At 37.1% G+C, this 26,241-nt stretch carries 23 protein-coding genes and 1 pseudogene; 21 read left to right on the forward strand and 3 right to left on the reverse strand.

Annotated elements, in window-relative coordinates; genetic code table 11:
• Nucleotides 1-122 precede the first annotated feature (122 nt).
• Nucleotides 123-830, forward strand: a complete 708-nt coding sequence (locus tag GH754_RS16940; protein WP_153729844.1) for a DUF554 domain-containing protein — start codon at nucleotides 123-125, stop codon at nucleotides 828-830.
• A 72-nt stretch (nucleotides 831-902) separates the two neighbouring features.
• Here the strand turns inward: GH754_RS16940 and yyaC are convergent, their stop codons facing one another.
• Complete coding sequence (yyaC, locus tag GH754_RS16945) at nucleotides 903-1,514, reverse strand: spore protease YyaC (protein ID WP_153729845.1); 612 nt, start codon at nucleotides 1,512-1,514, stop codon at nucleotides 903-905.
• A 113-nt stretch (nucleotides 1,515-1,627) separates the two neighbouring features.
• On the opposite strand from yyaC, the gene GH754_RS16950 reads away from it, so the two are divergent.
• The 19 genes from GH754_RS16950 to rlmH all read left to right on the forward strand — a co-directional run bounded on the left by GH754_RS16950 (nucleotide 1,628) and on the right by rlmH (nucleotide 22,230).
• Complete coding sequence (locus tag GH754_RS16950; RefSeq protein ID WP_153729846.1) at nucleotides 1,628-2,656, forward strand: YkvI family membrane protein; 1,029 nt, start codon at nucleotides 1,628-1,630, stop codon at nucleotides 2,654-2,656.
• Between the two features lie 748 nt (nucleotides 2,657-3,404).
• Nucleotides 3,405-3,605 carry a DUF951 domain-containing protein gene (locus GH754_RS16955; protein ID WP_153729847.1) on the forward strand — a complete coding sequence of 67 codons (201 nt, stop codon included), beginning with the start codon at nucleotides 3,405-3,407 and terminating at the stop codon, nucleotides 3,603-3,605.
• A 215-nt stretch (nucleotides 3,606-3,820) separates the two neighbouring features.
• Nucleotides 3,821-4,921, forward strand: coding sequence for a redox-regulated ATPase YchF (gene ychF, locus GH754_RS16960; protein ID WP_153729848.1), 1,101 nt, complete (start codon nucleotides 3,821-3,823; stop codon nucleotides 4,919-4,921).
• 120 nt (nucleotides 4,922-5,041) lie between these two features.
• Entirely contained in the window at nucleotides 5,042-5,329 is a 288-nt protein-coding gene (rpsF, locus tag GH754_RS16965; RefSeq protein WP_153729849.1) for a 30S ribosomal protein S6, read from the forward strand.
• A 15-nt stretch (nucleotides 5,330-5,344) separates the two neighbouring features.
• Nucleotides 5,345-5,812 carry a single-stranded DNA-binding protein gene (gene ssb, locus GH754_RS16970; RefSeq protein ID WP_153729850.1) on the forward strand — a complete coding sequence of 156 codons (468 nt, stop codon included), beginning with the start codon at nucleotides 5,345-5,347 and terminating at the stop codon, nucleotides 5,810-5,812.
• A gap of 55 nt (nucleotides 5,813-5,867) precedes the next feature.
• Complete coding sequence (gene rpsR, locus GH754_RS16975) at nucleotides 5,868-6,092, forward strand: 30S ribosomal protein S18 (protein ID WP_153729851.1); 225 nt, start codon at nucleotides 5,868-5,870, stop codon at nucleotides 6,090-6,092.
• 192 nt (nucleotides 6,093-6,284) lie between these two features.
• Nucleotides 6,285-7,220, forward strand: coding sequence for a YybS family protein (locus GH754_RS16980; RefSeq protein WP_153729852.1), 936 nt, complete (start codon nucleotides 6,285-6,287; stop codon nucleotides 7,218-7,220).
• A 31-nt stretch (nucleotides 7,221-7,251) separates the two neighbouring features.
• Nucleotides 7,252-9,228, forward strand: coding sequence for a DHH family phosphoesterase (locus GH754_RS16985; protein WP_153729853.1), 1,977 nt, complete (start codon nucleotides 7,252-7,254; stop codon nucleotides 9,226-9,228).
• Nucleotides 9,225-9,671, forward strand: a complete 447-nt coding sequence (gene rplI, locus GH754_RS16990; RefSeq protein ID WP_153729854.1) for a 50S ribosomal protein L9 — start codon at nucleotides 9,225-9,227, stop codon at nucleotides 9,669-9,671. The genes GH754_RS16985 and rplI overlap by 4 nt, the downstream gene beginning before the upstream one ends.
• Before the next feature lie 29 nt (nucleotides 9,672-9,700).
• On the forward strand, nucleotides 9,701-11,065 hold the full coding sequence (gene dnaB / locus GH754_RS16995; RefSeq protein ID WP_153729855.1) for a replicative DNA helicase: 1,365 nt from the start codon (nucleotides 9,701-9,703) through the stop codon (nucleotides 11,063-11,065).
• A gap of 196 nt (nucleotides 11,066-11,261) precedes the next feature.
• The gene (locus GH754_RS17000) at nucleotides 11,262-12,551 is read left to right on the forward strand and encodes an adenylosuccinate synthase (RefSeq protein ID WP_153729856.1); all 1,290 of its coding nucleotides are present in this window, start codon (nucleotides 11,262-11,264) and stop codon (nucleotides 12,549-12,551) included.
• Between the two features lie 412 nt (nucleotides 12,552-12,963).
• Nucleotides 12,964-14,517, forward strand: coding sequence for a peptidoglycan DD-metalloendopeptidase family protein (locus tag GH754_RS20015; protein ID WP_194841395.1), 1,554 nt, complete (start codon nucleotides 12,964-12,966; stop codon nucleotides 14,515-14,517).
• 155 nt (nucleotides 14,518-14,672) lie between these two features.
• Nucleotides 14,673-15,377, forward strand: a complete 705-nt coding sequence (yycF, locus tag GH754_RS17010; protein WP_153729858.1) for a response regulator YycF — start codon at nucleotides 14,673-14,675, stop codon at nucleotides 15,375-15,377.
• Nucleotides 15,378-15,383: 6 nt separating this feature from the next.
• On the forward strand, nucleotides 15,384-17,222 hold the full coding sequence (gene walK / locus GH754_RS17015) for a cell wall metabolism sensor histidine kinase WalK (RefSeq protein ID WP_153729859.1): 1,839 nt from the start codon (nucleotides 15,384-15,386) through the stop codon (nucleotides 17,220-17,222).
• The gene (locus GH754_RS17020; protein ID WP_153729860.1) at nucleotides 17,219-18,505 is read left to right on the forward strand and encodes a YycH family regulatory protein; all 1,287 of its coding nucleotides are present in this window, start codon (nucleotides 17,219-17,221) and stop codon (nucleotides 18,503-18,505) included. Before walK ends, GH754_RS17020 begins: the two co-directional genes overlap by 4 nt.
• 2 nt (nucleotides 18,506-18,507) lie before the next feature.
• The gene (locus tag GH754_RS17025; RefSeq protein WP_153729861.1) at nucleotides 18,508-19,350 is read left to right on the forward strand and encodes a two-component system regulatory protein YycI; all 843 of its coding nucleotides are present in this window, start codon (nucleotides 18,508-18,510) and stop codon (nucleotides 19,348-19,350) included.
• The gene (locus GH754_RS17030; RefSeq protein ID WP_153729862.1) at nucleotides 19,347-20,144 is read left to right on the forward strand and encodes an MBL fold metallo-hydrolase; all 798 of its coding nucleotides are present in this window, start codon (nucleotides 19,347-19,349) and stop codon (nucleotides 20,142-20,144) included. Before GH754_RS17025 ends, GH754_RS17030 begins: the two co-directional genes overlap by 4 nt.
• 100 nt (nucleotides 20,145-20,244) lie before the next feature.
• Nucleotides 20,245-21,453, forward strand: coding sequence for a S1C family serine protease (locus GH754_RS17035; RefSeq protein WP_153729863.1), 1,209 nt, complete (start codon nucleotides 20,245-20,247; stop codon nucleotides 21,451-21,453).
• 297 nt (nucleotides 21,454-21,750) lie between these two features.
• Entirely contained in the window at nucleotides 21,751-22,230 is a 480-nt protein-coding gene (rlmH, locus tag GH754_RS17040; protein WP_153729864.1) for a 23S rRNA (pseudouridine(1915)-N(3))-methyltransferase RlmH, read from the forward strand.
• A gap of 359 nt (nucleotides 22,231-22,589) precedes the next feature.
• On the opposite strand, the gene GH754_RS17045 is transcribed toward rlmH, so the two are convergent.
• A complete protein-coding gene (locus tag GH754_RS17045) occupies nucleotides 22,590-23,816 on the reverse strand; it encodes a recombinase family protein (protein WP_228550295.1) in 1,227 nt (408 codons plus the stop codon).
• A 136-nt stretch (nucleotides 23,817-23,952) separates the two neighbouring features.
• Here GH754_RS17045 and GH754_RS17050 point away from each other — a divergent pair, with 136 nt between their 5' ends.
• A complete protein-coding gene (locus GH754_RS17050) occupies nucleotides 23,953-24,498 on the forward strand; it encodes a GNAT family N-acetyltransferase (RefSeq protein ID WP_153729866.1) in 546 nt (181 codons plus the stop codon).
• 159 nt (nucleotides 24,499-24,657) lie between these two features.
• On the opposite strand, the pseudogene GH754_RS17055 reads toward GH754_RS17050, so the two are convergent.
• Nucleotides 24,658-25,771: pseudogene (locus tag GH754_RS17055) on the reverse strand (IS110 family RNA-guided transposase).
• Between the last annotated feature and the right edge of the window lie 470 nt (nucleotides 25,772-26,241).

Here is a 26,241-nt window from a genome sequence, read left to right on the forward strand (position 1 = left end):
AAGATCGGAAAGTCACATTTTTGGATGATGCAAAATCAAGAGCCTTTGACTTAAGGATAAAAGTTGAAGCCATTGTTTCACGTGAAACATTAAGGTTCAATGCATGAGAGAGAGGGAATGAAATGGTTTTATTCGGTACACTTATGAATGGACTCGGAATCTTAATCGGATCCCTAATCGGCTTATTTTTCACTAAAATTCCCGAACGAATCAAGGAAACCATTATGAGTGGGATTGGTTTAACGGTCATTATTATTGGTTTAGATATGGGATTTACCTCTGACCGCATTATTGTCGTCCTTCTCAGCTTATTGACAGGTGCAATCATAGGGGAATGGCTGAGACTAGAAGATAAATTGAACGCTCTTGGTGGATGGATTGAATCGAAAGTTCAAAAGCCCACAAATCAGTCCTTAGTGGCCCAAGGATTTGTAACAGCATCTCTAATATTTGTTATTGGTGCCATGTCCGTAATTGGAGCATTAGATAGTGGACTGAGAGATGACCATGAAATACTATTGACCAAGTCGATGATTGATGGTTTTGTTGCCTTAGTCTTAACAACGACATTAGGGTTTGGTGTTGTATTTTCCATCATTCCAGTCGTCCTTTATGAGGGATTGATCGCATTATTTGCTACACAAATTGAAAGCTGGCTACCTGAGGCCTTTTTAAATACGTTTATTGAAGATATGACAGCTACAGGTGGACTTATGATCTTAGCCATTGGACTAAATCTATTAAATGTTACAAACATTCGTGTAGCTAATCTATTACCAATTATTATTACGGTTGGATTGATATCAGCTGTATATTCGTTAATAGTTTAATAGATTGAAGAGAGCATATGTGTTCAATATAAACGCATATGCTTTTTTGAGCTTAGATAGAGAAAGTAATCATTAGTGATTTTCTTCTGTTTCTTTATACTCTGCTTTTACTTCCTTAATCATAAAATGGTCAAGGTAACGCAGCGATTGAGCGATTTGTTTGGCCATGTTCATAACAATCGATAGACGGGTGTTTTGAAGAACGAAATATTCCATGTATCCACTCATATTGACCACGCCACTTATGTATATGTCACCAATATCAGGCAGATGCTTTTGGACTGCTGCACCAGGCTTCATTGAACCAATCCCGGTAATGATAGATCCTATGGACGACTGTTTACCTAAACACGCATCAATCGCAATGATAAAGGGATTTTGATGACTCTCTTGAATCTTGTTCACGTGCTCAGTTAAATTTTTTGCATGCACAGGTGAATCAAGGGTTCCATATATTTTGATGTAATGAAGGCTTTTTGCCTGTTCCGTTAATAATGTTCCTACCAAAGGACCGAGTGAATCACCTGTGGAGCGATCTGTGCCAATACAAACAATAATAAGCTCTTGGCGGTTATGGGGAATCCATTCATAAAGTGTTTTGGCCATCCGGAAAGCTGACGATTTTTCCGCATAATAAAACCTTTTTTCTTGTTTTTTTGGAAAAAGGATGTCTTTTAGATTCATAGCCAGTCCTCCGCAATCATAATGGTATTAGTATACGGAAAACTTTTGATATCTATACGTAAAGTTAGAGGAAAAAATAAATCATTAGGGTTGGAACAAATGGGGGCAAAGATATGATTAAATCTGGGTTTAAATGGATGTTTTTAATTATCGGAACTATGGTTGGAGCCGGCTATGCTTCAGGTCGAGAGCTTTGGCAATTTTTTGGCCATGAAAGTGGACTAGCCATTTTATTGTTTTCCATTATGTTTGGGGTTTGTTGCCATGTCATTTTATCGATTAGCTATGAACAACAAACAGCTCATTATCTACCTGTTTTACGTATCATTGTAGGGAAGCATTTAACCTCTTTATATGATATTTTAATTCTATTTTATTTGTTTACCACTACCGTCATTATGATGGCGGGAAGTGGGGCAACCTGGCAAGCCTTTCATTTCTCCTACTGGTGGGGGATTGCGATATTGTGTATTCCATTAATTTTAGCATTTGTATGGGATATTAAAGGTATATTGTCTATGAATAGTTTGATTTTACCTCTTCTAATAGGTGGACTTCTTTTTGTATTAGTTTTATTTACACTTGAACAAGAACTGTCTTTATTATCTCATATACACGAGCAAACGAACTGGGCATCCGCCTTTCCGTTTACAGCTCTTAATATATTACCTCTTGTGGCCGTTTTAGGGGCTGTAGGGAAGCATGTTAGGCACAAAGGGGAGATATGGGTTGCCAGTATCGGAAGTGCTGCTGTACTGGGCGTTATTTCCTTTATATACAATAGTAGCTTAATCCACATTTCAGAGGAGATCCTTCTTTATGAAATTCCGTTATTTGCTATTCTGAAGCATTACCCGTATAAAATGTTTATTTTTATTTCATTTTTACTATGGGTCGCCTTATTTACAACAGCTTTATCGAGTGTTTTGGGTCTCGTGTCTCGAATACAAGAAAAGGTTAGGATGCCTTTATGGCTATTAGCTTTGATTATCATTGGGGTTACCATACCATTTACTAGTTTTGGGTTCGCGACTCTAATTGAATATTTATATCCTTTATATGGATTGCTGAATCTATATGTTTTATCCGCTATTTTACTCTATCCAATTGCGAATCGATATAAGCACGATTTGCGTTATTGAAAAATAACGATCGCTTAAACAATATATTACTTTTTGACTAAAAAGATATATACAGCGATGTAATTATTACTATTAAAGTGTTGCTTAAATTGTTCTGATGAATATTGAGTGCATGCATACCATTCCGGCAGAATACTCCGCTTTCCATGGGCACGGCCTCAGCCTCCTCAGAAGCAAAACCGCTTCTTGCGGGGGCTTCACCACGTTTCCTCCCATAGGAGTCTCCGTATTGTGCCTCAACTATAGGAGTGTTCTGATGAATGCATAGTTAAAAGCTATGGACATATAAACTGTTTCTCCTCCAAAATGAACAATACTGTTTTTAGCGGAGGAAATTCACTAAGTCTCCTGTGGGAGCAACTGCAGCGAGGGTACTACTTTGTATTGACTCCATTGCTCCCTTGCGCCGAGAAAGCCCAATTCGAAGCAATACGAGGGGACGCAGGCGTACACGCTTTTCGAGGATGCTCACCGCTCGCCCGCGGCAAAGAAGACACTACGAAAACGACCTAAGGGAGTTTGAGTAGATGTCGAACTTGTGCCCTTGGGTGAAAGCGAAGTGTAGATGATTGTGCACTCATCTTAAAGATCAAGTCACGCTAGAGTTATGCCGCATTTTTTATCTACTCCTAAGTATAAAAGCAACAACGAATAAGAAAACAACAAAAACAAACACGATATTTCCATTTTACGAAGGAATATTGTATCCTTAGGGTAGAGAATGGTAGGGTTAAGGAGTGAATGGCAGATGGAGGCTAAAAAGCAGTTTGGATTACATGATCTTGTCGAGATGAAAAAACCTCACCCTTGTGGTACAAATCAGTGGAAAATTATTCGAATGGGTATGGACATTCGGATTAAGTGTGAGGGGTGCCAACATAGTGTCCTTATTCCGAGAAAAACCTTTGAAAAGAAAGTAAAAAAAATCATCGCTAAAGCAGAAGAATAAAAAAGTGTTTCACGTGAAACATTGCGAAATTTACATAATGATGATTTAAAATGAGACAAAATTAAATTTCCATGTTTGGAAAAGGTAAAAACAGTGCTTAATCATACTGTTTTTACCTTTTTTGCAGGGGTTGTCTTTTAAGAAACGACTCTCTATAATTGGATTATCAACATAGAAAGTATTTGGGACGGATATAAAAGGAGTGGACTAGAACAATGGCCTTAACAGCAGGAATCGTTGGACTACCCAACGTAGGAAAATCAACTTTATTCAATGCAATTACTCAAGCAGGGGCAGAAGCAGCCAATTACCCATTTGCGACCATTGATCCCAATGTTGGGATTGTAGAAGTACCAGATGATCGTCTTCAAAAGCTAACAGAATTAGTGAATCCTAAAAAGACTGTACCGACAGCTTTTGAATTCACCGATATTGCCGGTATTGTGAAAGGTGCAAGTAAGGGTGAAGGATTAGGGAACCAATTTTTGTCACATATTCGTCAAGTAGATGCGATTTGTCACGTTGTTCGTTGTTTTCAGGATGACAATATTACACACGTATCCGGTCAAGTAGATCCGATTGATGATATTGAAACCATTAACTTGGAATTAATCCTAGCTGACTTAGAAACCGTAACAAAAAGATTTCAACGTGTAGAGAAAATGGCTAAACAAAAAGATAAAAGTGCCATGGCTGAATATGAAGTTTTAAAGAAATTGAAGGAATCCTTTGAGGAAGAAACCCCTGCGAGAGCCATTGATTTCACAAAAGAGGAAATGGAGGTCATCAAATCCTTTCACTTGTTAACGATAAAACCTGTTCTTTACGTAGCAAATGTAGGGGAAGATGAAATTCAGAATCCAGATGAGAATCAAAACCTTCAAGCAGTAAAAGAATATGCAGCTAAAGAGGGTTCTGATGTAATTACCGTTTGTGCGAAAGTGGAATCGGAAATTGCTGAACTTGATGGAGAAGAAAAGGAAATGTTTTTAGAGGAACTAGGCATTACTGAATCAGGTCTTGATCAATTAATTAAAGCATCCTATCATATGCTTGGACTTGCTACTTATTTTACAGCAGGTGAAAAAGAAGTTCGTGCCTGGACATTTAAAAAAGGAATGAAGGCACCACAAGCTGCTGGTGTCATTCACAGTGACTTTGAGAGAGGATTTATCCGTGCAGAAACGGTTGCCTATGATGACCTAGTAGCTGCTGGATCTATGACAGCCGCGAAGGAACAAGGGAAAGTAAGATCAGAAGGTAAAGAATACATTGTTCAAGATGGAGATGTCATTCTATTTAGATTTAATGTATAATCTATCTTTGCTATTGTGAAAGACAAGATTTTTTGCTATAATACATCATTGTGAGTAATTACGTAAATTACTCCTTGCTCCTATTGAGGAGCCGTTAAGTCCAAAAGGAGGTGAAGACGGATGAATAAATACGAAATCATGTACATCATCCGCCCAGACGTTGATGAGGAGACTCAAAAGGCAGTTGCTGAGCGCTTCAACACTGTGCTAACAGACAATGGTGCGGAGATCGAAAAAGTAAATGAAATCGGTAAGCGTCGTTTAGCTTATGAAATTAACGATTATCGTGAAGGTTTTTACGTTGTTGTTAACTTCTCAAGCGATGCTACTGCTATTAATGAATTTGAACGTCAAGCTAAGTATTCTGACGATATAATTCGCCATATGGCTATTCGTGAAGAAGATTAATAAGGAGTGATTCTGATGATGAATCGTGTCGTTCTTGTAGGAAGATTAACTAAGGATCCTGAATTGCGATATACACCGAATGGGGTTGCTGTAGCAAATTTCACAGTTGCTTGTAACCGTCCTTTCTCAAATCAACAAGGAAATCGTGAAGCTGATTTCATCAATTGTGTGGTTTGGAGAAGAACAGCGGAAAACCTTGCCAACTTTATGAAAAAAGGGAGCCTTATTGGTGTAGATGGTCGCATTCAAACAAGGAGCTTTGACAACCAAGAAGGAAGAAGAATCTTTATGACGGAAGTCTTAGCGGAAAACATACAGTTTTTAGAATCTAAGGGATCTTCACAGGGTGGCAGTGGTTCATCAGGTTTCCAAACTAGACAGAATCCTCCGCAGGAACAAAATCGTCCTAACGATTATGAGGATAACCCATTTGAAAATAGTGGGGAACCTATTGACCTATCAGACGATGATCTACCATTTTAAAATTATAAATGTCTAGCTACAACGCCCAACGCATTTCTAATAAGGAGGGATAAGCATGGCTCGTCGTGGACGTAAGCGTAAAAAGGTGTGTTATTTTACAGCGAACGGAATTACACACATTGATTACAAAGATGTAGACTTACTAAAGAAATTCATTTCTGAGCGTGGTAAAATTCTACCTCGTCGTGTAACTGGTACATCTGCTAAGTATCAACGTAAATTAACGATTGCAATCAAACGTGCTCGCCAAATGGCACTTTTACCATATGTGAACGATTAAGTTAAAGAGGCATAATGGAAGAATTTTTTTCTTCCATTATGCTTTTTTTACACTAACAGTATTTTTAAAATTTTATTGGTCTATAGTTAATAGGTAGAGTGGTACGCTAGAACAAGTAATCATTTTTTACATGAAGCTGTGGTACTGATAATATATAATAATAATCGTTATATTTGCGAATGAGGTGCAAGAATGAAAAAGTCGAATGTAATAACAGAAGGGGCACTCTTTTCTGGGATATTTATAGTACTATTACTGTTAACCTTATTTGTTCCAGTAATAGGTTTTTTCTCTATGTTTTTAACTCCCATACCTTTTATGGTCTTTACCTATAAAAATGGTATTAAACCTGGCTTAATGATGGCAGTTGTTTCTATTTTGTTGGCAACCATATTAGCTACTGTACTTTCCTTGCCTTTAGCCCTTATGGCAGCATTTGGAGGTATAACCATTGGTGCCAGTCTTTACTTGAAAAAATCAACTTATGAAACATGGGCACTAGGGTCAGTCGCGTTTGGTATTGGTTTTATGGCAGTCGTGTTTCTTGGCCAGTGGTTATTTGAATTAAATATGGTTCAGGAGATTAATCTTCTTGTAGAGCAGTCGCTTCAAACAAGTAAGCAACTCATGGAGCAATTTGATAACACAGAAGAAAGTATACAGCTTCTTGAAGAACAAATGGATCAAATCATATACTTAATCCCAACTTTGATTGGATTTCTTGGTATATTTTATGCCTTTATAACAATATGGATTGGCTTTAAAATGATAAATAGGTTAGAGAAGCGTTCTTTATCATTTCCTCCATTTCGAAAATTTAGCTTACCAATCTCTGCTGTATGGGTTTATCTAATTGCTATGGTCTTGACATGGGTATTTCCTGAAGAGGGGAGTGTAATGAATCAAGCATTCATTAACATTTTAACCTTAACGGGCTATCTGTTCGTCATTCAAGGTCTAGCCTTTATTTTTTATTATGTTCATGTTAAAAACAAATCAAAAGGTATCGCTATTGCAGCTATTATTGTTGCAATCTTATTGCCGTTTTTCCTTTATCCATTACGAATTTTAGGTATAATTGATTTAGGCTTTAATTTACGTGAGCGATTAACCCCGAATAAAGAGTAGCGTGAATGGAAGGGTTAGGAGATGACTTTATATGTCTAATCTGTTTAAAAAGACATCAATAAACAACCACATATGGGCAATTTATGGTCTGTCCCTCATATTTTTAGGTTTTATTTTTTACTTTAACTGGATAATTGGGGCTGTAATGACCATTTTATTGGCTATTACGCTTTATAACAGTGTTCGAACTGAAAAACAATTACAAAACGACGCTGAAGAGTATATTGCCACCTTATCTTATCGAGTAAAAAAGGTAGGGGAAGAGGCACTTAACGAAATGCCAATTGGAATCGTTCTGTTCAGTGAGGAATATGAAATTGAGTGGGCAAATCCATACGTAAACCTATTCTCAGCCGAAGATACAATCGTAGGCAACGACCTAAGTCAAATTTCAAGTAAATTAATAACAGGTATTAAAGAAAATAAGAGTGAGATTTGGTTTGATTATTATGATCGCAGCTTTAAAGCTATCGTTAAAAAAGAAGAACGACTCATTTATTTCTTTGATAAAACAGAGCAGGTTGAAATTGAAACTTTATATGAAAATGATCAAACGGTCTTAGCTATTATCTTTTTAGATAACTATGAAGAAATTACACAAGCAATGGATGATACGACGAAAAGTCATTTGAACTCGAAAATGACGTCCATTTTAAATGAATGGTCAAGTCAGTATGATATCTATCTAAAACGAACTTCTCAGGAGCGCTTTTTAGCTGTCATGAATCAAGAAATTCTAGAGCAGTTAGAAAAAATGAAATTTGAAGTGCTTGATGAGGTTAGAGAGCTTATCTCCGAAAAAAATGTTCCTTTAACATTGAGTATTGGAATTGGTAAAGGGCCAAATTCAACCCTTCGTGAACTAGGAGATTTAGCACAATCTAGTTTAGATCTCGCCCTAGGACGTGGTGGGGACCAGGTTGCAATTAAAGATGAAAGTGGAAAGGTTAACTTCTATGGAGGTAAAACCAATCCAATGGAAAAACGAACAAGGGTCCGTGCCAGAGTTATTTCTCATGCACTAAAGGAATTAGTTAAAGAAAGTGAAAAAGTCATTATCATGGGTCATAAAAACCCGGATATGGATTCCTTAGGAGCGTGTATTGGGATATTAAAGGTCGCACAGGCCAATGACAAGGATGGCTTTGTTGTTTTTGATCCGAATGGCGAAAATACAGGTGTTCAAAAGCTTATTGAAGCCATTCAAGATGATGAGTCATTACCTCAATGGCTGATCTCTCCAGATGATGCAATGGATATTGTGACGAAAAACACCCTTGTAGTCGTGGTAGATACTCATAAGCCTTCCCTTGTGATGGATGACAGGCTGTTAACGAAAACAGACCATGTTGTGGTGATTGACCATCACAGAAGGGCAGAGGAGTTTATTAAAGACCCTACCTTGGTTTATATGGAACCTTATGCTTCATCAACGGCAGAATTGGTTACAGAGCTCTTAGAATATCAACCAAGTAGTTTGAAATTAAATATGATTGAAGCAACAGCTTTACTTGCTGGGATTATTGTAGACACGAAATACTTCACATTAAGAACGGGATCTCGTACATTTGATGCAGCCTCCTATTTACGCTCTAAGGGTGCAGACACAGTCGTTGTACAAAAACTGATGAAGGAAGATTTAGATGTTTACGTGAAGCGCAGTAAGCTGATTGAGAATGCTAGAGTTTACCGAGATGGCATTGCAATAGTGAAGGCTCATGAGGGTGAATTCTATGGTCCAATTTTAATTGCTCAGGCAGCGGATACCTTATTAACAATGAGTGGTATTAAAGCATCATTCGTTATTTCAGCCAGAGATGATGGTAAAATTGGAGTTAGTGCCCGTTCCTTAGGTGATATTAACGTGCAAGTTATTATGGAAAATATGAATGGCGGTGGACATTTAACAAATGCCGCAACTCAGCTTGAAGATACAAATGTTCATGAGGTTGAAGAGCAACTAAAAGAAATTATAGATGAATATATGGAAGGGAGAGCTGAACAATGAAGGTCATTTTTAACAAAGATGTAAAAGGAAAAGGGAAAAAAGGTGAAGTAAAAGATGTCGCTGAAGGATATGCCCGTAATTATTTGTTAAAAAATAACTTAGCCGTAGAGGCAACAAAAGCAAATTTAAGTGCATTAGAGGGCAAGAAGAACAAAGAAAAGAAGCTTGAGCAGGAAGAGTTGGACGAAGCCAAAAAGCTTAAAGAAACGTTAGCTAACCTCACCGTAGAATTGAAGGCAAAAGCAGGTGAAGGTGGTCGTTTATTTGGGTCTATTACGAGTAAGCAAATTGGAGATCAGCTAAAAAAGGCTCATAATATAAAAATTGATAAGCGTAAAATTGAACTTGATCAACCAATTCGTGCTTTAGGGTATACGAATGTACCGGTTAAACTACATCCTGAAGTCACAGGAACCATTAAAGTACACGTTGGGGAGAAATAGATGACCTCATCTGAAAGGGGAAACTTGTTTTGAGTGAGCTATGGAATGATCGTACACCACCACATAATATTGAAGCAGAACAAGCTGTCATTGGTGCGATCTTTTTGGAACCACAGGCGATCGTTACAGCTTCGGAAATATTAGTACCTGAAGATTTCTATCGAGCGAGTCACCATAAAATCTTTGAAATGATGCTACATCTATCAGATAAGGGTGACCCAATTGATTTAGTCACCATTACAACATTATTATCAAATAAGAAGCTATTAGATGATGTTGGTGGTGTTTCTTATTTAAGTGATTTGGCCAATTCAGTACCAACGGCAGCAAATATTGAGTACTATGCTAGAATTGTAGAAGAGAAATCAACATTAAGACGGCTGATTTCAACGGCAACTAATATTGTACAAACAAGTTTTTCTGAGGAAGAAGAAGTAACAAGCATTTTAGATGATGCTGAAAAGAATATTTTAGAAGTTTCACAACAGAAGAATTCTGGTAAATTTAAAAATATAAAAGATGTTTTAATTGATGTTTATGATAATATTGAACAACTGCACCATCAGGATGCAGAGGTAACAGGTGTAGCCACAGGTTTTAAGGAACTTGATAAAATCACTTCAGGATTCCAAAAGAATGACTTAATTATCATTGCTGCACGTCCTTCTGTAGGGAAAACGGCTTTTGCCCTAAATATTGCGCAAAATGTGTCCATTCATACCCAAGAGAATGTTGCGATCTTTAGTTTAGAGATGGGTGCAGACCAGCTTGTGATGCGTATGCTATGTGCGGAGGGAAATATCGATGCTCAACGGCTAAGAACGGGAAGTATGACCCCTGAAGATTGGGGAAAGCTTACAATGGCCATGGGAAGTCTATCAAATGCAGGAATCTATATTGATGATACACCAGGTATAAAGGTGAATGAAATACGTTCTAAATGCCGCCGTTTAAAGCAAGAAAGCGGACTTGGAATGATTTTAATAGATTATTTACAGCTTATTCAAGGAAATAGTAGAAGTGGTGAAAACCGCCAACAGGAAGTTTCAGAGATTTCAAGACAGCTAAAGGCTCTTGCTAGAGAACTAGAAGTGCCGCTTATTGCCTTATCTCAGCTTTCACGTGGTGTAGAATCTCGTCAGGATAAACGACCAATTATGTCCGATATCCGTGAATCAGGAAGTATTGAGCAGGATGCAGACGTCATTGGCTTCCTTTATCGTGATGATTACTATAATCGTGAGGATTCAGAGAAGGAAAATATTATTGAAATTATTTTGGCTAAACAGCGGAATGGTCCAGTTGGTACGGTTGAACTGGCTTTTGTGAAGGAATATAACAAGTTTGTTAATTTAGACCATAAGTATAGCCAAGAGGAAATACCACCCGCATAAGAAACCCAAATCAGAGATGATTTGGGTTCTTTTTTTATATAATTGGGCAGAGCTATAAATAGGAATATCTGGTCAATTCGAACGAATTTAATATTATGAACAATAATGTTCGGTTTGAGCTTGACTATGTTTTTGTTCCATTGGTAAAATTATGGTTAGTGTTAGAATTGATTTGTAAATCATTCGGAGGTGCGTTATGACAACAGCAGTAGTAGTTGGTACACAATGGGGCGATGAAGGAAAAGGAAAAATAACAGACTTTTTATCTAAACAAGCTCATGTTGTGGCTCGTTATCAAGGCGGCAATAATGCAGGTCACACCATAAAGTTTAATGGTGAAACATATAAATTACATTTGATTCCTTCAGGGATTTTTTATGAAGATAAAATTTGTGTAATGGGGAATGGCTTAGTAATTAACCCGAAAGCACTATTAGATGAGATGGCCTATTTAAAGGAACGGAACATTACACTTGATAATTTAAAAATTAGTGACCGTGCTCATGTTATTTTGCCTTATCATATGAAATTAGATGAGCTGCAAGAACAAAGCAAGGGTGATCAAAAAATTGGAACGACGAAAAAAGGGATTGGTCCAGCCTATACTGATAAAGCATCTCGAGTTGGGATTCGAATTGCTGATTTATTAGATAAGGATATTTTTTGGGCTAAACTGAAGTCAAACCTAGAAGAAAAAAATCTGTTGTTTGAGAAAATTTATGAAACAGATCCAATGAATATTGAAGAAATATTTGAGGAGTATTACGCATATGGTCAGCAAATTGCTTCTTATGTTTGTGACACTTCTGTTATCTTAAATGAAGCAGCGGATGATGATGAGGATATTTTGTTTGAAGGGGCGCAAGGGGTTATGCTTGATATTGATCAAGGAACCTATCCTTTCGTAACATCTTCTAATCCTACTGCCGGTGGTGTTACTGTAGGTTCAGGCTTAGGGCCATCCAAAATCCATCGAGTAATGGGAGTGTCCAAGGCTTATACAACAAGAGTAGGTGATGGTCCTTTCCCAACCGAGTTACATGATGAGATTGGGAATCAAATTAGAGAGGTTGGACGTGAATATGGAACTACTACTGGACGTCCAAGACGTGTTGGCTGGTTTGATACGGTTGTAATTCGGCATGCGAAACGAGTAAGTGGCATAACCGATCTTTCCCTAAATTCAATTGATGTATTGACTGGAATTGAAACATTAAAAATTTGCATAGCCTATCAATATAAAGGGGAAAAGATTGATGAATATCCGGCAAGCTTAAATGTGCTTGCTGAATGTGAGCCGATTTATGAAGAATTACCAGGTTGGACGGAAGATATTACAGGTGTTCAATCACTTGATGACTTACCTGAGAACGCTAAAAAATATGTCCAGCGCGTATCTGAATTAACAGGTATTCCAATCGCTATCTTTTCAGTTGGCCCAGATCGCAGTCAAACAAATGTTTTAAAGGATATTTATAATAGCTAAACCCATTATCTAAAGGCAAAACGCTAAAATCGTTTTGCCTTTTATTTTTGACATATAAGACTTTTAGGTTACCATCGACATTCGCCATTAATGGTGAAAATCGTATTTTTCTAAACAAATTATAGGTAAAAACTGCAGAAAAAGTGCAATATAATATGTTGATATGAAAATTTGTAATATTTTTGCAACATTTTACTGTCGAATTATATAAAATAGAATCGACTTAACGCGAATTAAGCCCTGTTTTAATGACAAATTTCAAATAATTTACATTAGTTATACAAGTATATTACATTTATACCATTACTATTTATATATCTAGTCATATTGTGGTAGATTAGTAGCGTAGCCAGTTTATATAGAATCTACCACTACTGTATAAAATTGTCATATGTTGCTAGAAAGAAAGGTTGTGAGGATCATTCGAAAAAAAGCGATAAGCATCCCCAAAAAACGCGCTAACCGATCTCTTTTGAAAAAGGTAATGATAACGTCATCTCTTGCATTAGGATTATCTATAGGTTCTGTTCATGCTGCAGAAAATGATGATCTTTCTAAAATCTATCATGTATATGTTTCAGGAGAACATTTAGGTACAGTTGGGGATAAGGAAGTAGTAGAGACCTTTATAGAGGAGCAAGTAAACAAAGAGGAACAAAACTATAAGGGACTTAACCTTGCTGTCAATGAAGACATTTCTTATGTATCTGAATTTGCCTTTCAACCTACATATAATAATAGCAAAGTTTTAGAAAGGCTATCTGATCAAATAACATACAGTGTAAAAGCACAAAAACTAGAAATTGGTGGAGAAGAAATTGGTTACTTTAAAGACAAAGAGACGATTAGTGAATTATTGAAAGAGTTCCAGTCTCAATTTATACCAGAAGACCAAACAGAGGATCTAGATGAACTTTATACAATAGAAGAAGACACTGAGGAAGCGAAGCCAAATCAAGATTCAGATGAAGCAAAGGTAGAAGACCAGGATGAACAACCTGAAGAACTATCTACGGGAGACTCCCGGATTGTAGATGTATCATTGACTAAGGATATCGAGCTAACAGTAGAAAAAGTAAAACCTAATGAACTGCTAACAGTGGAGCAAGGTTTACAAATGCTTGAAAAGGATACAGTAGCTGAACAAGTACATAAAATAGAAGACGGTGACTATTTACAATTAGTAGCCAAAGAATACGATTTATCAATGGCTGATATTTTAGAATTAAACCCAGACCTCGAAGAAGATAGTATTTTGCAGGTTGGACAGGAAATTAAGGTGCAGGATAAAGAACCAATTGTAGAGGTTAGAACAACTGTCGAGGAGATTGTAGAAAAGGAAATGGATTATTCCACAGAATATGTTGAAACAAATGACCTTTATGTAGGAGAGAAAGAAGTAAAAGAAGAAGGACAAAAGGGTAAAAAGAAAATTCATTATCAAATTGTCCAAAAAAATGGTTCTGAAGTAGAGCGTAAAATTAAAGAAGAAGAGGTCATTAAGGAACCAGTTGATGAAGTTGTTCTTAAGGGGACGAAGGTTAGACAATTAAAATCTAAGCCTGCGACAAAATCAAAACCAAAATCATCATCTGGTTCAGGCTTTAGCTGGCCAACAGCTGGTGGGATTATTACCAGTTATATGGGTCCTCGTGGTGGTGGATACCATAGTGGCATAGACATATCTGGTGTGAGTAATCGCACTATTTATGCTGCAGAAGATGGAGTTGTCTCCTCTGCCGGTTACCAGAATAACGGTTATGGTAATCGTATCGTGATTAACCATCAAAATGGTACGAAAACAACTTATAGTCATTTATCGTTCATTCATGTAAGCAGTGGGCAAAAGGTAAGTAAAGGACAAGCCATTGGTGTAATGGGGGCAACTGGTAATTCTACTGGAGTACATTTACATTTTGAAGTGTATGTAGGTGGCTCAGCAGTTAATCCAATGTCCTATTACTAAGGAAAAGTTAAAAATTGAACCTCTAGCTAATGAGCTAGGGGTTTTCTTCTTTTGAAGGTGCTAAGTCCCACCATCGAATAAAAAAAAGACTTTTTACGTAATTTACGATAAAATAAAGGATAAGGTGCAAATTTTCCAAGAGGGAAGTGATTGGATTGAATCAAAAAATAGTAGTTGTAGATGATGAAAAACCGATTGCTGATATATTGCAATTTAACTTAGAGAAAGAAGGTTACACAGTAATGTGTGCCTATGATGGTGACGAGGCAGTAGAGCTTGTTCATCAAGAAAAGCCTGATTTAGTATTACTTGATATTATGCTTCCACAAAAGGATGGTATGGAGGTTTGTCGTGAAATCCGCCAATATCATAGCATGCCTATTATCATGCTAACGGCAAAGGACTCTGAAATAGATAAAGTGTTAGGCTTAGAGCTTGGCGCGGACGATTATGTAACCAAGCCGTTTAGTAATCGTGAATTAATTGCCCGGGTTAAAGCAAACCTTCGTCGGCATAAGCAAAGTGACGAACCATCTGCAAATGAGTCTCATGATATACGAATTGGAAAGCTAGTCATTCATCCTGATGCCTACACCGTTACGAGAGATGGAGAGCAAATTGAGTTGACACATCGTGAATTTGAATTACTTCATTATCTAGCAAGACATATCGGACAGGTAATGACCCGTGAACATTTACTAGAGACAGTATGGGGCTATGACTATTACGGTGATGTACGTACAGTGGATGTAACCGTACGTAGACTACGTGAGAAAATTGAGGAGAACCCAAGCAGTCCAATGTGGATTGTGACCAGAAGAGGAGTCGGCTATTATTTACGTAACCCTGATCAGGAGTAGTGTTCAATGACAAACAAAGTGAACTTTTTTAAATCAGTTGGTTTAAAAATCATATTAGTTTATATCCTTCTACTGTTAATTGCGATTCAACTCATAGGAGCCTACTTCGCTAGTGAGCTTGAGGAGCGTCTAATTGAGAACTTTGAGGATTCTATTGATGATCGACTAAGCTTACTTTCATATAGCTTGGAGCAGGCTCTTTCAAAGGAACGAACGAAGGATGATCCTACCATCCAAGAAGACATACAATCTATTCTGACCGATTTTGACTCCCAGGATATCACTGAGTTGCAGGTTATTGATAAACAAATGCGTATTATTGGTACAACAAATCAATGGAATCGGGATGTGGTTGGTAAGATTACCACAAGTAGTGATGTTCAAAGGATGTTCTCATTCCGCACCCAATACCCACACGAAATTAAGTACAACCGTGAAACAGGTGATCGAACCTTAACGAACACCATTCCCATTTTTAAAAATCAAACTGATGAAATCATTGGAGCAATATTTTTTAAGGCTAGTGTAGAGGATGTGTATGGGCAGCTTGAATACATTACCAAAATTTTTGCTAATGGAACGATATTAGCGATTACCATTACTGCCCTAATCGGTATCCTTGTATCTAGGACCATTACAAAGCCAATTTCAGAAATGAGAAAACAAGCCCTAGTAATGGCCGGTGGGGATTTCTCCAAAAAGGTAAACGTATATGGAATGGATGAGATTGGCCAATTAGCTTATTCATTTAACCATTTAACAGACAAGCTAAAAGAGTCTTATTCTATGATTGAAGATGAGCGTCGAAAGTTAACCTCTGTTTTAGCTAATATGAATGAAGGGGTTATTGCCTGTAATCGTTCAGGAGCCATCATTCTGATGAATGAACCAGCGGAACAATTTATCGGTAAGTCCTTTGATGAATTAAAGGGAGAATCGATTATTTCCATTTTAGGCATGGGCGAAGTTATCCAAAGCATTTCAGATATTCAAGAAACAGGAGCCACTATTATAGATGTCAGTGAGGATGACACGTTACTTTTAAGGGTTACCTTTTCTATTATTCAAGATGAAAATGAAGATATGAGTGGATTCATTACGGTATTAAGTGATGTTACGGAAGAGGAAAAGATTGAACGTGAGCGAAGGGAATTTGTGGCTAACGTTTCACATGAACTTAGAACTCCATTAACAACGATGAGAAGCTATTTAGAGGCATTAACAGATGGAGATACTTGGCGGAATGAAGACATTGCACCAAAATTCTTAAGTGTTACCCAAACCGAAACAGAACGGATGATTCGGCTTGTAAATGACCTACTTCAGCTTTCGAAAATGGATAACAAGGATAATTATTTATATAAAGAAAAAGTCGATTTTATTTACTTCTTTAATCATATTATTGACCGCTTTGAAATGAACAAATATGAGCAGAATTTAGAATTCGTTCGTAAACTTCCAAACAACTCTCATTGGGTCTGGATGGATAAAGATAAAATGACACAGGTTTTAGACAATGTCATATCAAATGCAATTAAGTATTCTCCTAATGGAGGAGTGATCACGCTAGAGACTGAAATAAAGGATCGGATGTTACTGACCAAGGTATCTGATCAAGGTGTCGGCATTCCAAAGGAACAAGTAGAGCGTATTTTTGATCGTTTTTATCGAGTGGATAAAGCTCGTACTAGGAAACTAGGCGGAACTGGATTAGGATTAGCTATTGCCAGGGAAATGATAGAAGCCCACGATGGCAAAATTTGGGCGGAAAGTAAAGAAGGAAAAGGGACAACTATTTATATTTCTCTTCCAATGATGCACAAGAAGTGGGGGAATGCTTCATGAACATCGAAAACATCAAATCTGCAATATTAGCTGTACTAGTCTTAATAAGCTTACTTTTGACAATTGGAATTTGGAATTATTCTTCCGCTAATTATCAAACAAATGAATCTGATACGCTAAACATTTCAATTAACGGCGAAAAAGCAGAGTTAAATGAAGCGGTACTTCCAACACAGATGGTTTTTCACCAGGAGGGACATCCTCTCCAATTTACTGATAAAACAAAGGAAGGCGAATTTTATCAGGCTTTAAAGGAATGGGATTTTCGAATCTATGAGGATAAAACTAATGTAAATATCAATGAGGAACAAACGTATGTAGAATTGATTTATCCAGAAAACATTCCCGTGAGTCTCTTACCAAGAATGTTTAACATTGGGGAAGATGGCTTAAATGCTGATTGGGATTTTAATCGATTATATTTGGTTTTGAACAATGAATCCAATACCATAGATGTGGTATTTCAATCGACAGTGCATGAGCGGGTCATGCGTACAGAAGTAAGAGAAACAGAAGCTTTTCAACAAGTACGTCAGTATATGCAATCAGATGATTCATTTGTACATCTTCTTCGCTATGAAGTGAATAATCAAGTGTTTTATTTGCCTGAAGAGAAATTAAAACTAGCTAACCAAACCTATACAACAAATAATATTCCTTTAGAGCCAATCATTCATAACTTGTTCCAAGACCCGGAAAACGTACGAGAATATAGAGGAAGATATTCAGATGGGTACCGATTGCTTGAAAAGCATCAAGTGTATTCCAATCAATACTATATGAAGTATAAAAATCCAATTTCAGGTGAGTTTTTGGAACGTGAGGAACTAATAAGTCAAAGCCTTACCTTTGTTAATAATCATGATGGCTGGACCGATGATTATATGTTATTTGATATTCTGGAGGGGAATAGCAGCATTCAATACCAAATGCTTTTCAATGGCTATCCAGTCATGAGTCGATTAGGACAGATTGAACAAAAATGGCTCGATCGTGAGCTTGATACGTATGTACGTCCTTTAATACGTCTATCTACACCTTTGAGTCAGGAACACAATACGGTTCGTTCAGGTAGTGAAATTATCCAAATACTTGAGACTGAGCCGAGAAGGTTTCCTGAGAAATCTATTGAGGATATCCAGATTATGTATACGATGAATGAAAAACAAGGCTATTCTTCTGATATTATTTCACTAGAACCACAATGGTTTATCAAATATAATGGTACGTGGGCACCAATCCCAACCGAAGACTCTCTAATCGAATCACAAGGAGGCGTGTAAACATGAAATGGGGGCAAATCAAGACCATTTTTATTTTATGCTTCCTTGTATTAGATATCTTCTTATTAACTCAGTACATGGAAAAAAATCAGGAGCCTGGGGAGTTCAAGGATCAGGAAACCTCTTCTTTTGATGATGAAATGAAGAGAAAAAATATTAATCTAGACAATATCCCTACAGAGGCTGGTCCTTCAGCATTTATCCAGGCAAATCGATATAAATTTACAGAAGAAGATATTAAACAACTAAAGAATCAAGAGGCAAATACGCAAAACGATTTTTTAGTGTCTAAATTTGAAGAGCCCATTCCAATTCCATCTGGATTATCCGAAGAAGATATTAACGCTTTTTTAAGTAAAAATATTTTATATGGAGATCAATACACATTTTGGAATTGGAATGAAGAGAAAAATATATTATTATTTTTCCAAACCTATAACGGAAATACCATCTATTATAATAAGGGTGGTATGCTCATGATCTTTCTAAATGAAGATGGTGAGATGGATTCCTATGCGCAGACGATGCTGACAGATATAGAGCTTGGAGAAGAAAAAGAAGTTAGTCAACCAAAGGCAACCATCAAAGTACTAAATAATAATGATAATCTTTATACAAACGATGAAATTACAGATATGAAACTGGGATATCATACGTTAGTACCATTTGAAAGTGGTTTGCAGGTATTCGTTCCAACCTGGAAAATTTCCATTAATGATAATAGAACTTACTTTGTTAATGCCATTGGAGCACAAATTATTTCAAGAGATGAAACAACTTTTATTGAAGAGATCATAGACTCTGTTCAGGTTAACGAGAGCAATTCAGGGAGTGAGGAATCATGACGCTACATTTTAGTGTCTTAGCATCAGGAAGTACGGGAAACGCATTTTATATTGGAACGGATCAGCAGAAAATTTTAGTGGATGCAGGCTTAAGCGGAAAACAAATGGAAAAGCTATTAGCTGGAGTCCATATTGACCCTAATGAGCTAAATGGTATCTTAGTGACACATGAGCACAGTGACCATATTAAAGGACTAGGGATTATGGCCAGACGATATAAGTTACCGATTTATGCGAATGAGAAAACGTGGCAAGCCATGAAGGGGAAGATAGGAGATATTCATCTAGATCAAAAGTTTATTTTTAGTATGGAATCAGCCCAAACCTTCGGCGATATAGAGGTCGAATCCTTTGGTGTGTCTCATGATGCAGCGGAACCGATGTTTTTTGTCTTTCACCACGAAGGAAAAAAGGTTGCATTGGTGACAGATACAGGGTATGTATCCGAACGAATTAAGAAAACGGTAGAAAACGCAGATGCATATATCTTTGAAGCAAATCATGATATTGAAATGCTAAGAATGGGACGCTATCCCTGGAATGTAAAAAGACGTATTCTCGGTGATCATGGACATGTCTCCAATGAAGATTCAGCCCTTGCTTTAACAGACATTATTGGGAACAATACAGAGCGAATCTATTTAGCCCATTTAAGTAAGGATAATAATATGAAGGATCTTGCACGCATGTCTGTTTCACAAATATTGAATGAGCGGGGATTTCATGTCGGCCAAAACATTGACCTGCACGATACAGATCCCGAAATGCCAACACCAATTTATCAGGTTGGATAATAAAGAAAAACAAGGAAAATATAATTGAAGATAAATCTGTAAGACGTTTTCATTCGTATAGTATTAGAGGCAGATTTTGTGAAAGGCTAGGTGATTAGATATGGGGTACTATGATGATCATGCACAAAATCATAATGCAAAAAAGCGAAAGAATTGGGTTTTCCCAACCTTTGTTGGATTTATAATCGGTGTTTTACTTGTATTTTTAACATTACCTACCCTGAGTAACGCCAATTTATTGCCATATGACCTTACAGAAGGTAATGAACAAGAGACCCAAGGAGATGGTAATGACCAGAGTGGGGTAACACAATCTGTCAATGTTGACATACAGACACAGGTCACCGATATTGTTGATCAAGTTTCGAATGCAGTCGTAGGTGTCGTCAGCATTGGTGGCTCTGAATTTTGGCTAGAACAGGGAAATGAGTCAGGAACAGGTTCTGGTGTCATTTATAAGGTAGACGGGGAACATGCATATGTAGTATCCAATCACCATGTTGTTCAAGGTGCAAGTGAATTGGAGGTATCATTGGCAAATGGTGAACGTATTCCAGCAGAATTACTAGGAAGTGATCTATACAATGATTTAGCCGTACTACGTATTGATGCTTCCAAAGTGGATAATGCAATTGAATTAGGTCACTCTGAGAATCTTAAGGTAGGAGAACCAGTCTTGGCAATTGGAAACCCGCTCGGACTACAATTTTCAGGTTCAGTTACCCAAGGAATTATAAGTGGAAAAGAAAGAGTCGTACCACAGGACTTTAATGGTGATGGTGTACCGGACTGGAATGCTGAAGTCATCCAAACCGATGCAGCAATCAATCCTGGGAACTCAGGTGGAGCACTTATCAACATGAAGGGACAATTAATTGGAATTAATTCCATGAAAATTGCTCAAGCAGCTGTAGAGGGAATTGGTTTCTCCATACCAATTGATACGGCAAAGCCAATATTAGAGGATATTGAGGATGACGGAAAAATCACCCGTCCATATATGGGTGTAACTCCACGCTCATTATCAGAGGTTCCTAGTTATTATTGGACCTATGAATTACGATTACCAAACGAAGTCAAGGGTGGTGCCGTTTTAGAAGGTGTAGAACCAATGTCACCTGCCGATCAAGCAGGACTTAAAGAACTAGATGTGATTGTTCAATTGGATGAAAAAGAAATTACGAATGTTATGGATTTACGCAAACATTTATACCAAGAAAAAGAACCTGGTGAAAAAATGAGCGTGACGTACTATCGTGATGGTGAAAAACAAACAACAACCATGACTTTATCAGCTCAAGACTTTTAATGAACAAGCGGGGATTAAATTCCTCGCTTGTCTTTTTTATACACAGGGTTATCCCACTTATCAACAAACTGTGAATAGTTTGTTAATAAGAAAGCATATATGGTAGCGAACATGTATTCCAATACGAAATAAAGTGGAAACACATGTGCATATGTGGATAACTTTGTGAATAACTGGTTAATCCCGTGTACAAGTTGTGAATATCTAGTCCATCCACATGCTATGTGGACAAATTAGGGGATAAACCGTTACGATTGTGAAAGGATATTGACGCTTATAATAAGGGAGTTTATACATATGAAAATTAACATCATAACAGTCGGTAAACTGAAGGAGAAGTATTTAAAGCAAGGAATATCGGAGTATCTCAAACGACTTGGACCATATGCTAAGGTGGATATCGTCGAATTAGCAGACGAAAAAGCACCAGAAAATTTAAGTGCAGCCGAAGAAGAAGAAGTGAAAGAAAAAGAAGGGCAAAGAATTTTAGATAAAATATCCACAGACACCTATGTTATTACTTTAGAAATCAAAGGAAAACAACTAACCTCCGAGCAATTAGCACAAAAGCTTGATGAACTAGCTACATATGGGAAGAGCAAGATCGCTTTTGTGATAGGAGGATCGTTAGGGCTTAGTGACAAGGTTATGGAGCGGAGTGATATGGCTTTGTCGTTTTCTAAAATGACGTTTCCTCATCAGTTGATGCGTTTGGTTTTATTGGAGCAGGTTTATCGAGCGTTTCGGATTAATAGGGGGGAACCGTACCATAAATAGAGGCAAAAAAATTTGAAGATAAGGTGGCATTTTGTCTTTTGAATCAAGTTTTGAATAGGGGTTTTCCTCTGTATGATCTGATTCATGAAACAGGATGTGGATAAGTGTAAATGATTTGGACATATTGACTTCAGAAAAGTCGAAGTCGAGTTCTATATTATCGACAGTTCGAGAACGACCGTCGGATTGTTTGATTGTTACCTTATTTAGCAAAAACTGAAATAATTGTTTTTTCCTTTCTCTCGTAGATTGTTGAAATTCTTGAACATACTTATCTAATAAATGCCTAATCACATTTGGTGGTATGATTTTCGTGTCTGATGAACTTAGTTGAACACTAAGTTCATTTTTCTTTTGGTCTAAGTCATTCTTCGACTTGCTAATTTCTGCAACCGTTCCTGTAATATGGAAACAGGGAAGATATTTTGTTCAAATGCTTTCATATATTTTTCTTGCATGGCATTGGCTTCTTTTAGCTCTGCTTCAATCACCTCTAACTGCGCTTTTAGTTTCAAGTTTATTTGAACCGTGTCTTTATTAATACTTTCTATGGTTTGACTAAAGCTAACTGAATCGCTTAAGAATTCTTTTATACGATTAATGACAGCATCTTCTGCATCGTATGCTTTAATTGAATTTGCTTTACAGGGAGACGAGCCTTTGTTATGAAAATTACTACACACATAGTAGCGATGCTTTCGTTTACTACCATCTTTTCGAGTATAGGTAGTGATAGATGGAACCAAAGCTTGGCCACAGCTAGGACATCTAAGAATACTACTTAATAAGAAAGGCTCGTTGGATTGGCGTTGCTTAAACGATTTACTTTGTCTGCGAGCTTGGACTATATTCCAAAGCTCATCGGAGATAATGGCTTCATGCTTCCCAGCGACAACAATGGGGTTTGCATTTTTGCCACGCCTTCTCTTTTTATCCCAATTTTCAACTTGTAACCATCGAATTTTACCGCAGTAGATAGGATTATCTAATATTGTAGCAATACCATTGATTGAGAAGTGTCTGCCACGTTTAGTAAGATAGCCTGCTTTGTTTAAATGATTAGCTATAGCCTTAAGACCCTTCCCCTCTGCATATAAAGTAAAGATAAGCTCAACAATCTCTGCTTCTTTTGGATTAACAATAAGCTCTTTTTCTATAGAATCATATCCAAAAACCACACCACCATTCCAGCTGCCTTCTTTAGCCCGTTGTGTCATGCCCAACTTCACGTTTTCTGAAAGAGTATTTCTTTCCATTTCTGCAATAGAAGCCATTAATTGGACGACAAGCTTTCCAATAGGACTCGATGTATCAAAATTCTCCGTGTAGGAAATAAATTTCACATCATACTCTTCGAACTTATCTAGAAGCACCAGCGTATCCAACATGTTCCTAGAAAGACGTGATATTTTCCACACTAGCACAGCTTGAAATTTATCCTTATTAACGTCAGCTATCAATCTTTGCATTGCAGGACGACCTTTTATGACTTTGCCACTAATACTTTCATCAACATATTCTTCAGCAACTTGCCAACCATATAAGGATGTGTATTGACGTAAAGTTTGTAATTGGGCAGATATCAATATAAGATACTCTTCAACTAAAGGGAGCAAATGCTGAACAAGGGGCTGTCGAATGCGGCTCCTATTGTTTTAAAAAGCAGTGATAGTGAAAGATGGAAAAGTAAAAATATAGGTATAACAACGAGGGGGAAAAGGATTGCTTACATACAAAATTGATGATGAAGTATCTTTAAGGTTATTTACTGAAGATGATGCAGAAGAATTTTACAATTTAACAATTGATTCAAAACCATATTTAAAACAATGGCTTGGATGGCTTGATAATATTGAGAGTGTTGAGGATTCTGCCAATAATATAAGGGCAAGACTTAAAGGTTTTGTAGAAAACGGTGGTTATCTAAAGTCATTTGCTATCATTTATAAAGGTAAAATCGCTGGTACAATTGGGTTTAATGACATAAATAAAGCTAACAGAATTGGTGTTATTGGTTATTGGTTGGGTGAAAAATTTCAAGGAAAAGGTATCATGTCAAAGGCGTTTAAAACTGTGATAGATTATGGTTTTAAGGAACTAGAGCTAAATCGAATTGAAGTGAGTGTCGCAGTTGAAAACCACAAAAGTAGGGCGCTACCTGAACGATTTGGATTCACAATAGAAGGTGAAATTAGACAAGCAGAATGGCTATACGACCATTATGTTGACCATGTTATTTACGGACTTTTATCTGAGGAATGGACCTAAAAATTCAAGACTGATATTAAACAAAACCAGCTAATAGTTTGTCAATATTTTTCAATAAAAAAGTTAAATTACCCATGATATACTAAAAAAGAACATGCCAAATAACCTTCCTCTTTGTTGTAATTGGAAGGTTTTGTTGTATTTAGTTAGATATAGCTTTTAGGCTATATCTTGGAAAGCGGTTCTGATTTTTAGTATGGCGTAAATCCAATGTAGGAGCTTATTTACACATGCAATAACAGCTAGTCTAAAGGGTTTACCTTCTTCACGCTTTTTATCGTAAAACTCTCTTAATCTTTTATTGCGTGCCATAATCTCATCTGTTGTTTTCTTTTTGCGGGCATCTCGAATACCACTTTGAACAGCCATATATAAGGCATGACGAAGCCTATTGGATGCTCGTTTAGTGATACGATTAACTGATGCTGTAAACTTACCAGATGAGTATACACTTGGATCTACTCCAGCGAATGCAACAAGTTTTTTGGCATCATTGAACCGATCTATCTCTCCAACTTCAGAAATAATCGTGGCGGCGATTTTTTCTCCGATACCAGGGATAGATTGGAGTATATGATATTCTTCAATTTCATTAGCGAGGGCATCTATTTCATCTGCAATCTTAGATAGATGCTCTTGATATTGAAGAACAATCGTTACCAATCCCCCTCAAGATTAAAGATATGACTCTCGTATAAGTTTTTCTTAAATGGATTACGGAGGGCTGCATCTCTTAGTTTCTGCGCTTTTTCCTTTGCCCAGAGGTCGGAACGACTCTTACATAACGCACCAATCTTGTCCGATAATTCTCTTTCACTCACGTTCAAAACTGCCTCAGATGTCGGGAATTCAAGTAAAGTAAGCAACGAAACCTTAGAATATAAACTACCAAGTACACCTCTATATTCAGGAAATACCTGATCCACCAAAGAGTGCAGCTGCAACTTAGTTTTTGCGGATATTTCTGCAATACTTTCCTGTTGTCTAGTAAGATTGCGAAGGTTTAATAGCTGAACACCTCGCTTTTTATCAGGTTCTTTTGTTCCTCCAAAAACTGAATGACGGGAGTATGATAGTGACCAGTTGACTCCAGAACGACCGAAGGTGGATTGCCATTAGCCGCATCTTCAACTTCTTCAATAAATTCTAGTAAGATACCTAGCCCATCAAGATCATGTTTAATACTAAAGCTACGAAATGGTTTACCTTTATCTAGAAAGGCTTGGAGCTGACTTTCCCCTTTTGAAACATCCAGACCAATGACTGGATTCATAGAATATCTCCTCCTAGAATAATAAATTAGTCGGTATCCCCTAAAGGCTTCTTGTAATGTCATAGGTTCGCTTGTTAAACGGGATCTATTGTCCCAACCAGCCTGAAACATGTTTATACAAGTAGGGGGTGAACAGTTTAGCTAACGGGATCGAGTCCCACGGGGGCGACGTTCTACCCCGACTACCGTTATAATAAGACCATATAAAAAAGGTCAACCAGTAAATAAAGGCTACCCTTTAAATATCTGGCTAACCTTATATTACGAACGGGGGGCTTTAGTTGAAGAAGGAAATTAAATATCACGTTAAAAAACGCTTAGAATGTTTTTGGTACCGACCCCCGAAAGTTAGAGTAATAATCTAACTTTCGGGGGTGTTTTTTTATGGCAAAATATAGTGAAGAATTTAAAATGAAGCTTGTCACCGAGTATTTAGATGGCAACATAGGATATGGATCATTGGCAAAAAA

The sequence above is a fragment of the Salinibacillus xinjiangensis genome (genome assembly GCF_009649735.1).
Lineage (GTDB): Bacteria > Bacillota > Bacilli > Bacillales > Alkalibacillaceae > Salinibacillus > Salinibacillus xinjiangensis.

Coding starts and splice junctions, on each gene's coding strand:
- GH754_RS16940 (WP_153729844.1), top strand. CDS start 123: ATGGTTTTATTCGGTACACTTATGAATGGACTCGGAATCTTAATCGGA.
- yyaC (WP_153729845.1), bottom strand. CDS start 1,514: ATGAATCTAAAAGACATCCTTTTTCCAAAAAAACAAGAAAAAAGGTTT.
- GH754_RS16950 (WP_153729846.1), top strand. CDS start 1,628: ATGATTAAATCTGGGTTTAAATGGATGTTTTTAATTATCGGAACTATG.
- GH754_RS16955 (WP_153729847.1), top strand. CDS start 3,405: ATGGAGGCTAAAAAGCAGTTTGGATTACATGATCTTGTCGAGATGAAA.
- ychF (WP_153729848.1), top strand. CDS start 3,821: ATGGCCTTAACAGCAGGAATCGTTGGACTACCCAACGTAGGAAAATCA.
- rpsF (WP_153729849.1), top strand. CDS start 5,042: ATGAATAAATACGAAATCATGTACATCATCCGCCCAGACGTTGATGAG.
- ssb (WP_153729850.1), top strand. CDS start 5,345: ATGATGAATCGTGTCGTTCTTGTAGGAAGATTAACTAAGGATCCTGAA.
- rpsR (WP_153729851.1), top strand. CDS start 5,868: ATGGCTCGTCGTGGACGTAAGCGTAAAAAGGTGTGTTATTTTACAGCG.
- GH754_RS16980 (WP_153729852.1), top strand. CDS start 6,285: ATGAAAAAGTCGAATGTAATAACAGAAGGGGCACTCTTTTCTGGGATA.
- GH754_RS16985 (WP_153729853.1), top strand. CDS start 7,252: ATGTCTAATCTGTTTAAAAAGACATCAATAAACAACCACATATGGGCA.
- rplI (WP_153729854.1), top strand. CDS start 9,225: ATGAAGGTCATTTTTAACAAAGATGTAAAAGGAAAAGGGAAAAAAGGT.
- GH754_RS17000 (WP_153729856.1), top strand. CDS start 11,262: ATGACAACAGCAGTAGTAGTTGGTACACAATGGGGCGATGAAGGAAAA.
- walK (WP_153729859.1), top strand. CDS start 15,384: ATGACAAACAAAGTGAACTTTTTTAAATCAGTTGGTTTAAAAATCATA.
- GH754_RS17020 (WP_153729860.1), top strand. CDS start 17,219: ATGAACATCGAAAACATCAAATCTGCAATATTAGCTGTACTAGTCTTA.
- GH754_RS17025 (WP_153729861.1), top strand. CDS start 18,508: ATGAAATGGGGGCAAATCAAGACCATTTTTATTTTATGCTTCCTTGTA.
- GH754_RS17030 (WP_153729862.1), top strand. CDS start 19,347: ATGACGCTACATTTTAGTGTCTTAGCATCAGGAAGTACGGGAAACGCA.
- GH754_RS17035 (WP_153729863.1), top strand. CDS start 20,245: ATGGGGTACTATGATGATCATGCACAAAATCATAATGCAAAAAAGCGA.
- rlmH (WP_153729864.1), top strand. CDS start 21,751: ATGAAAATTAACATCATAACAGTCGGTAAACTGAAGGAGAAGTATTTA.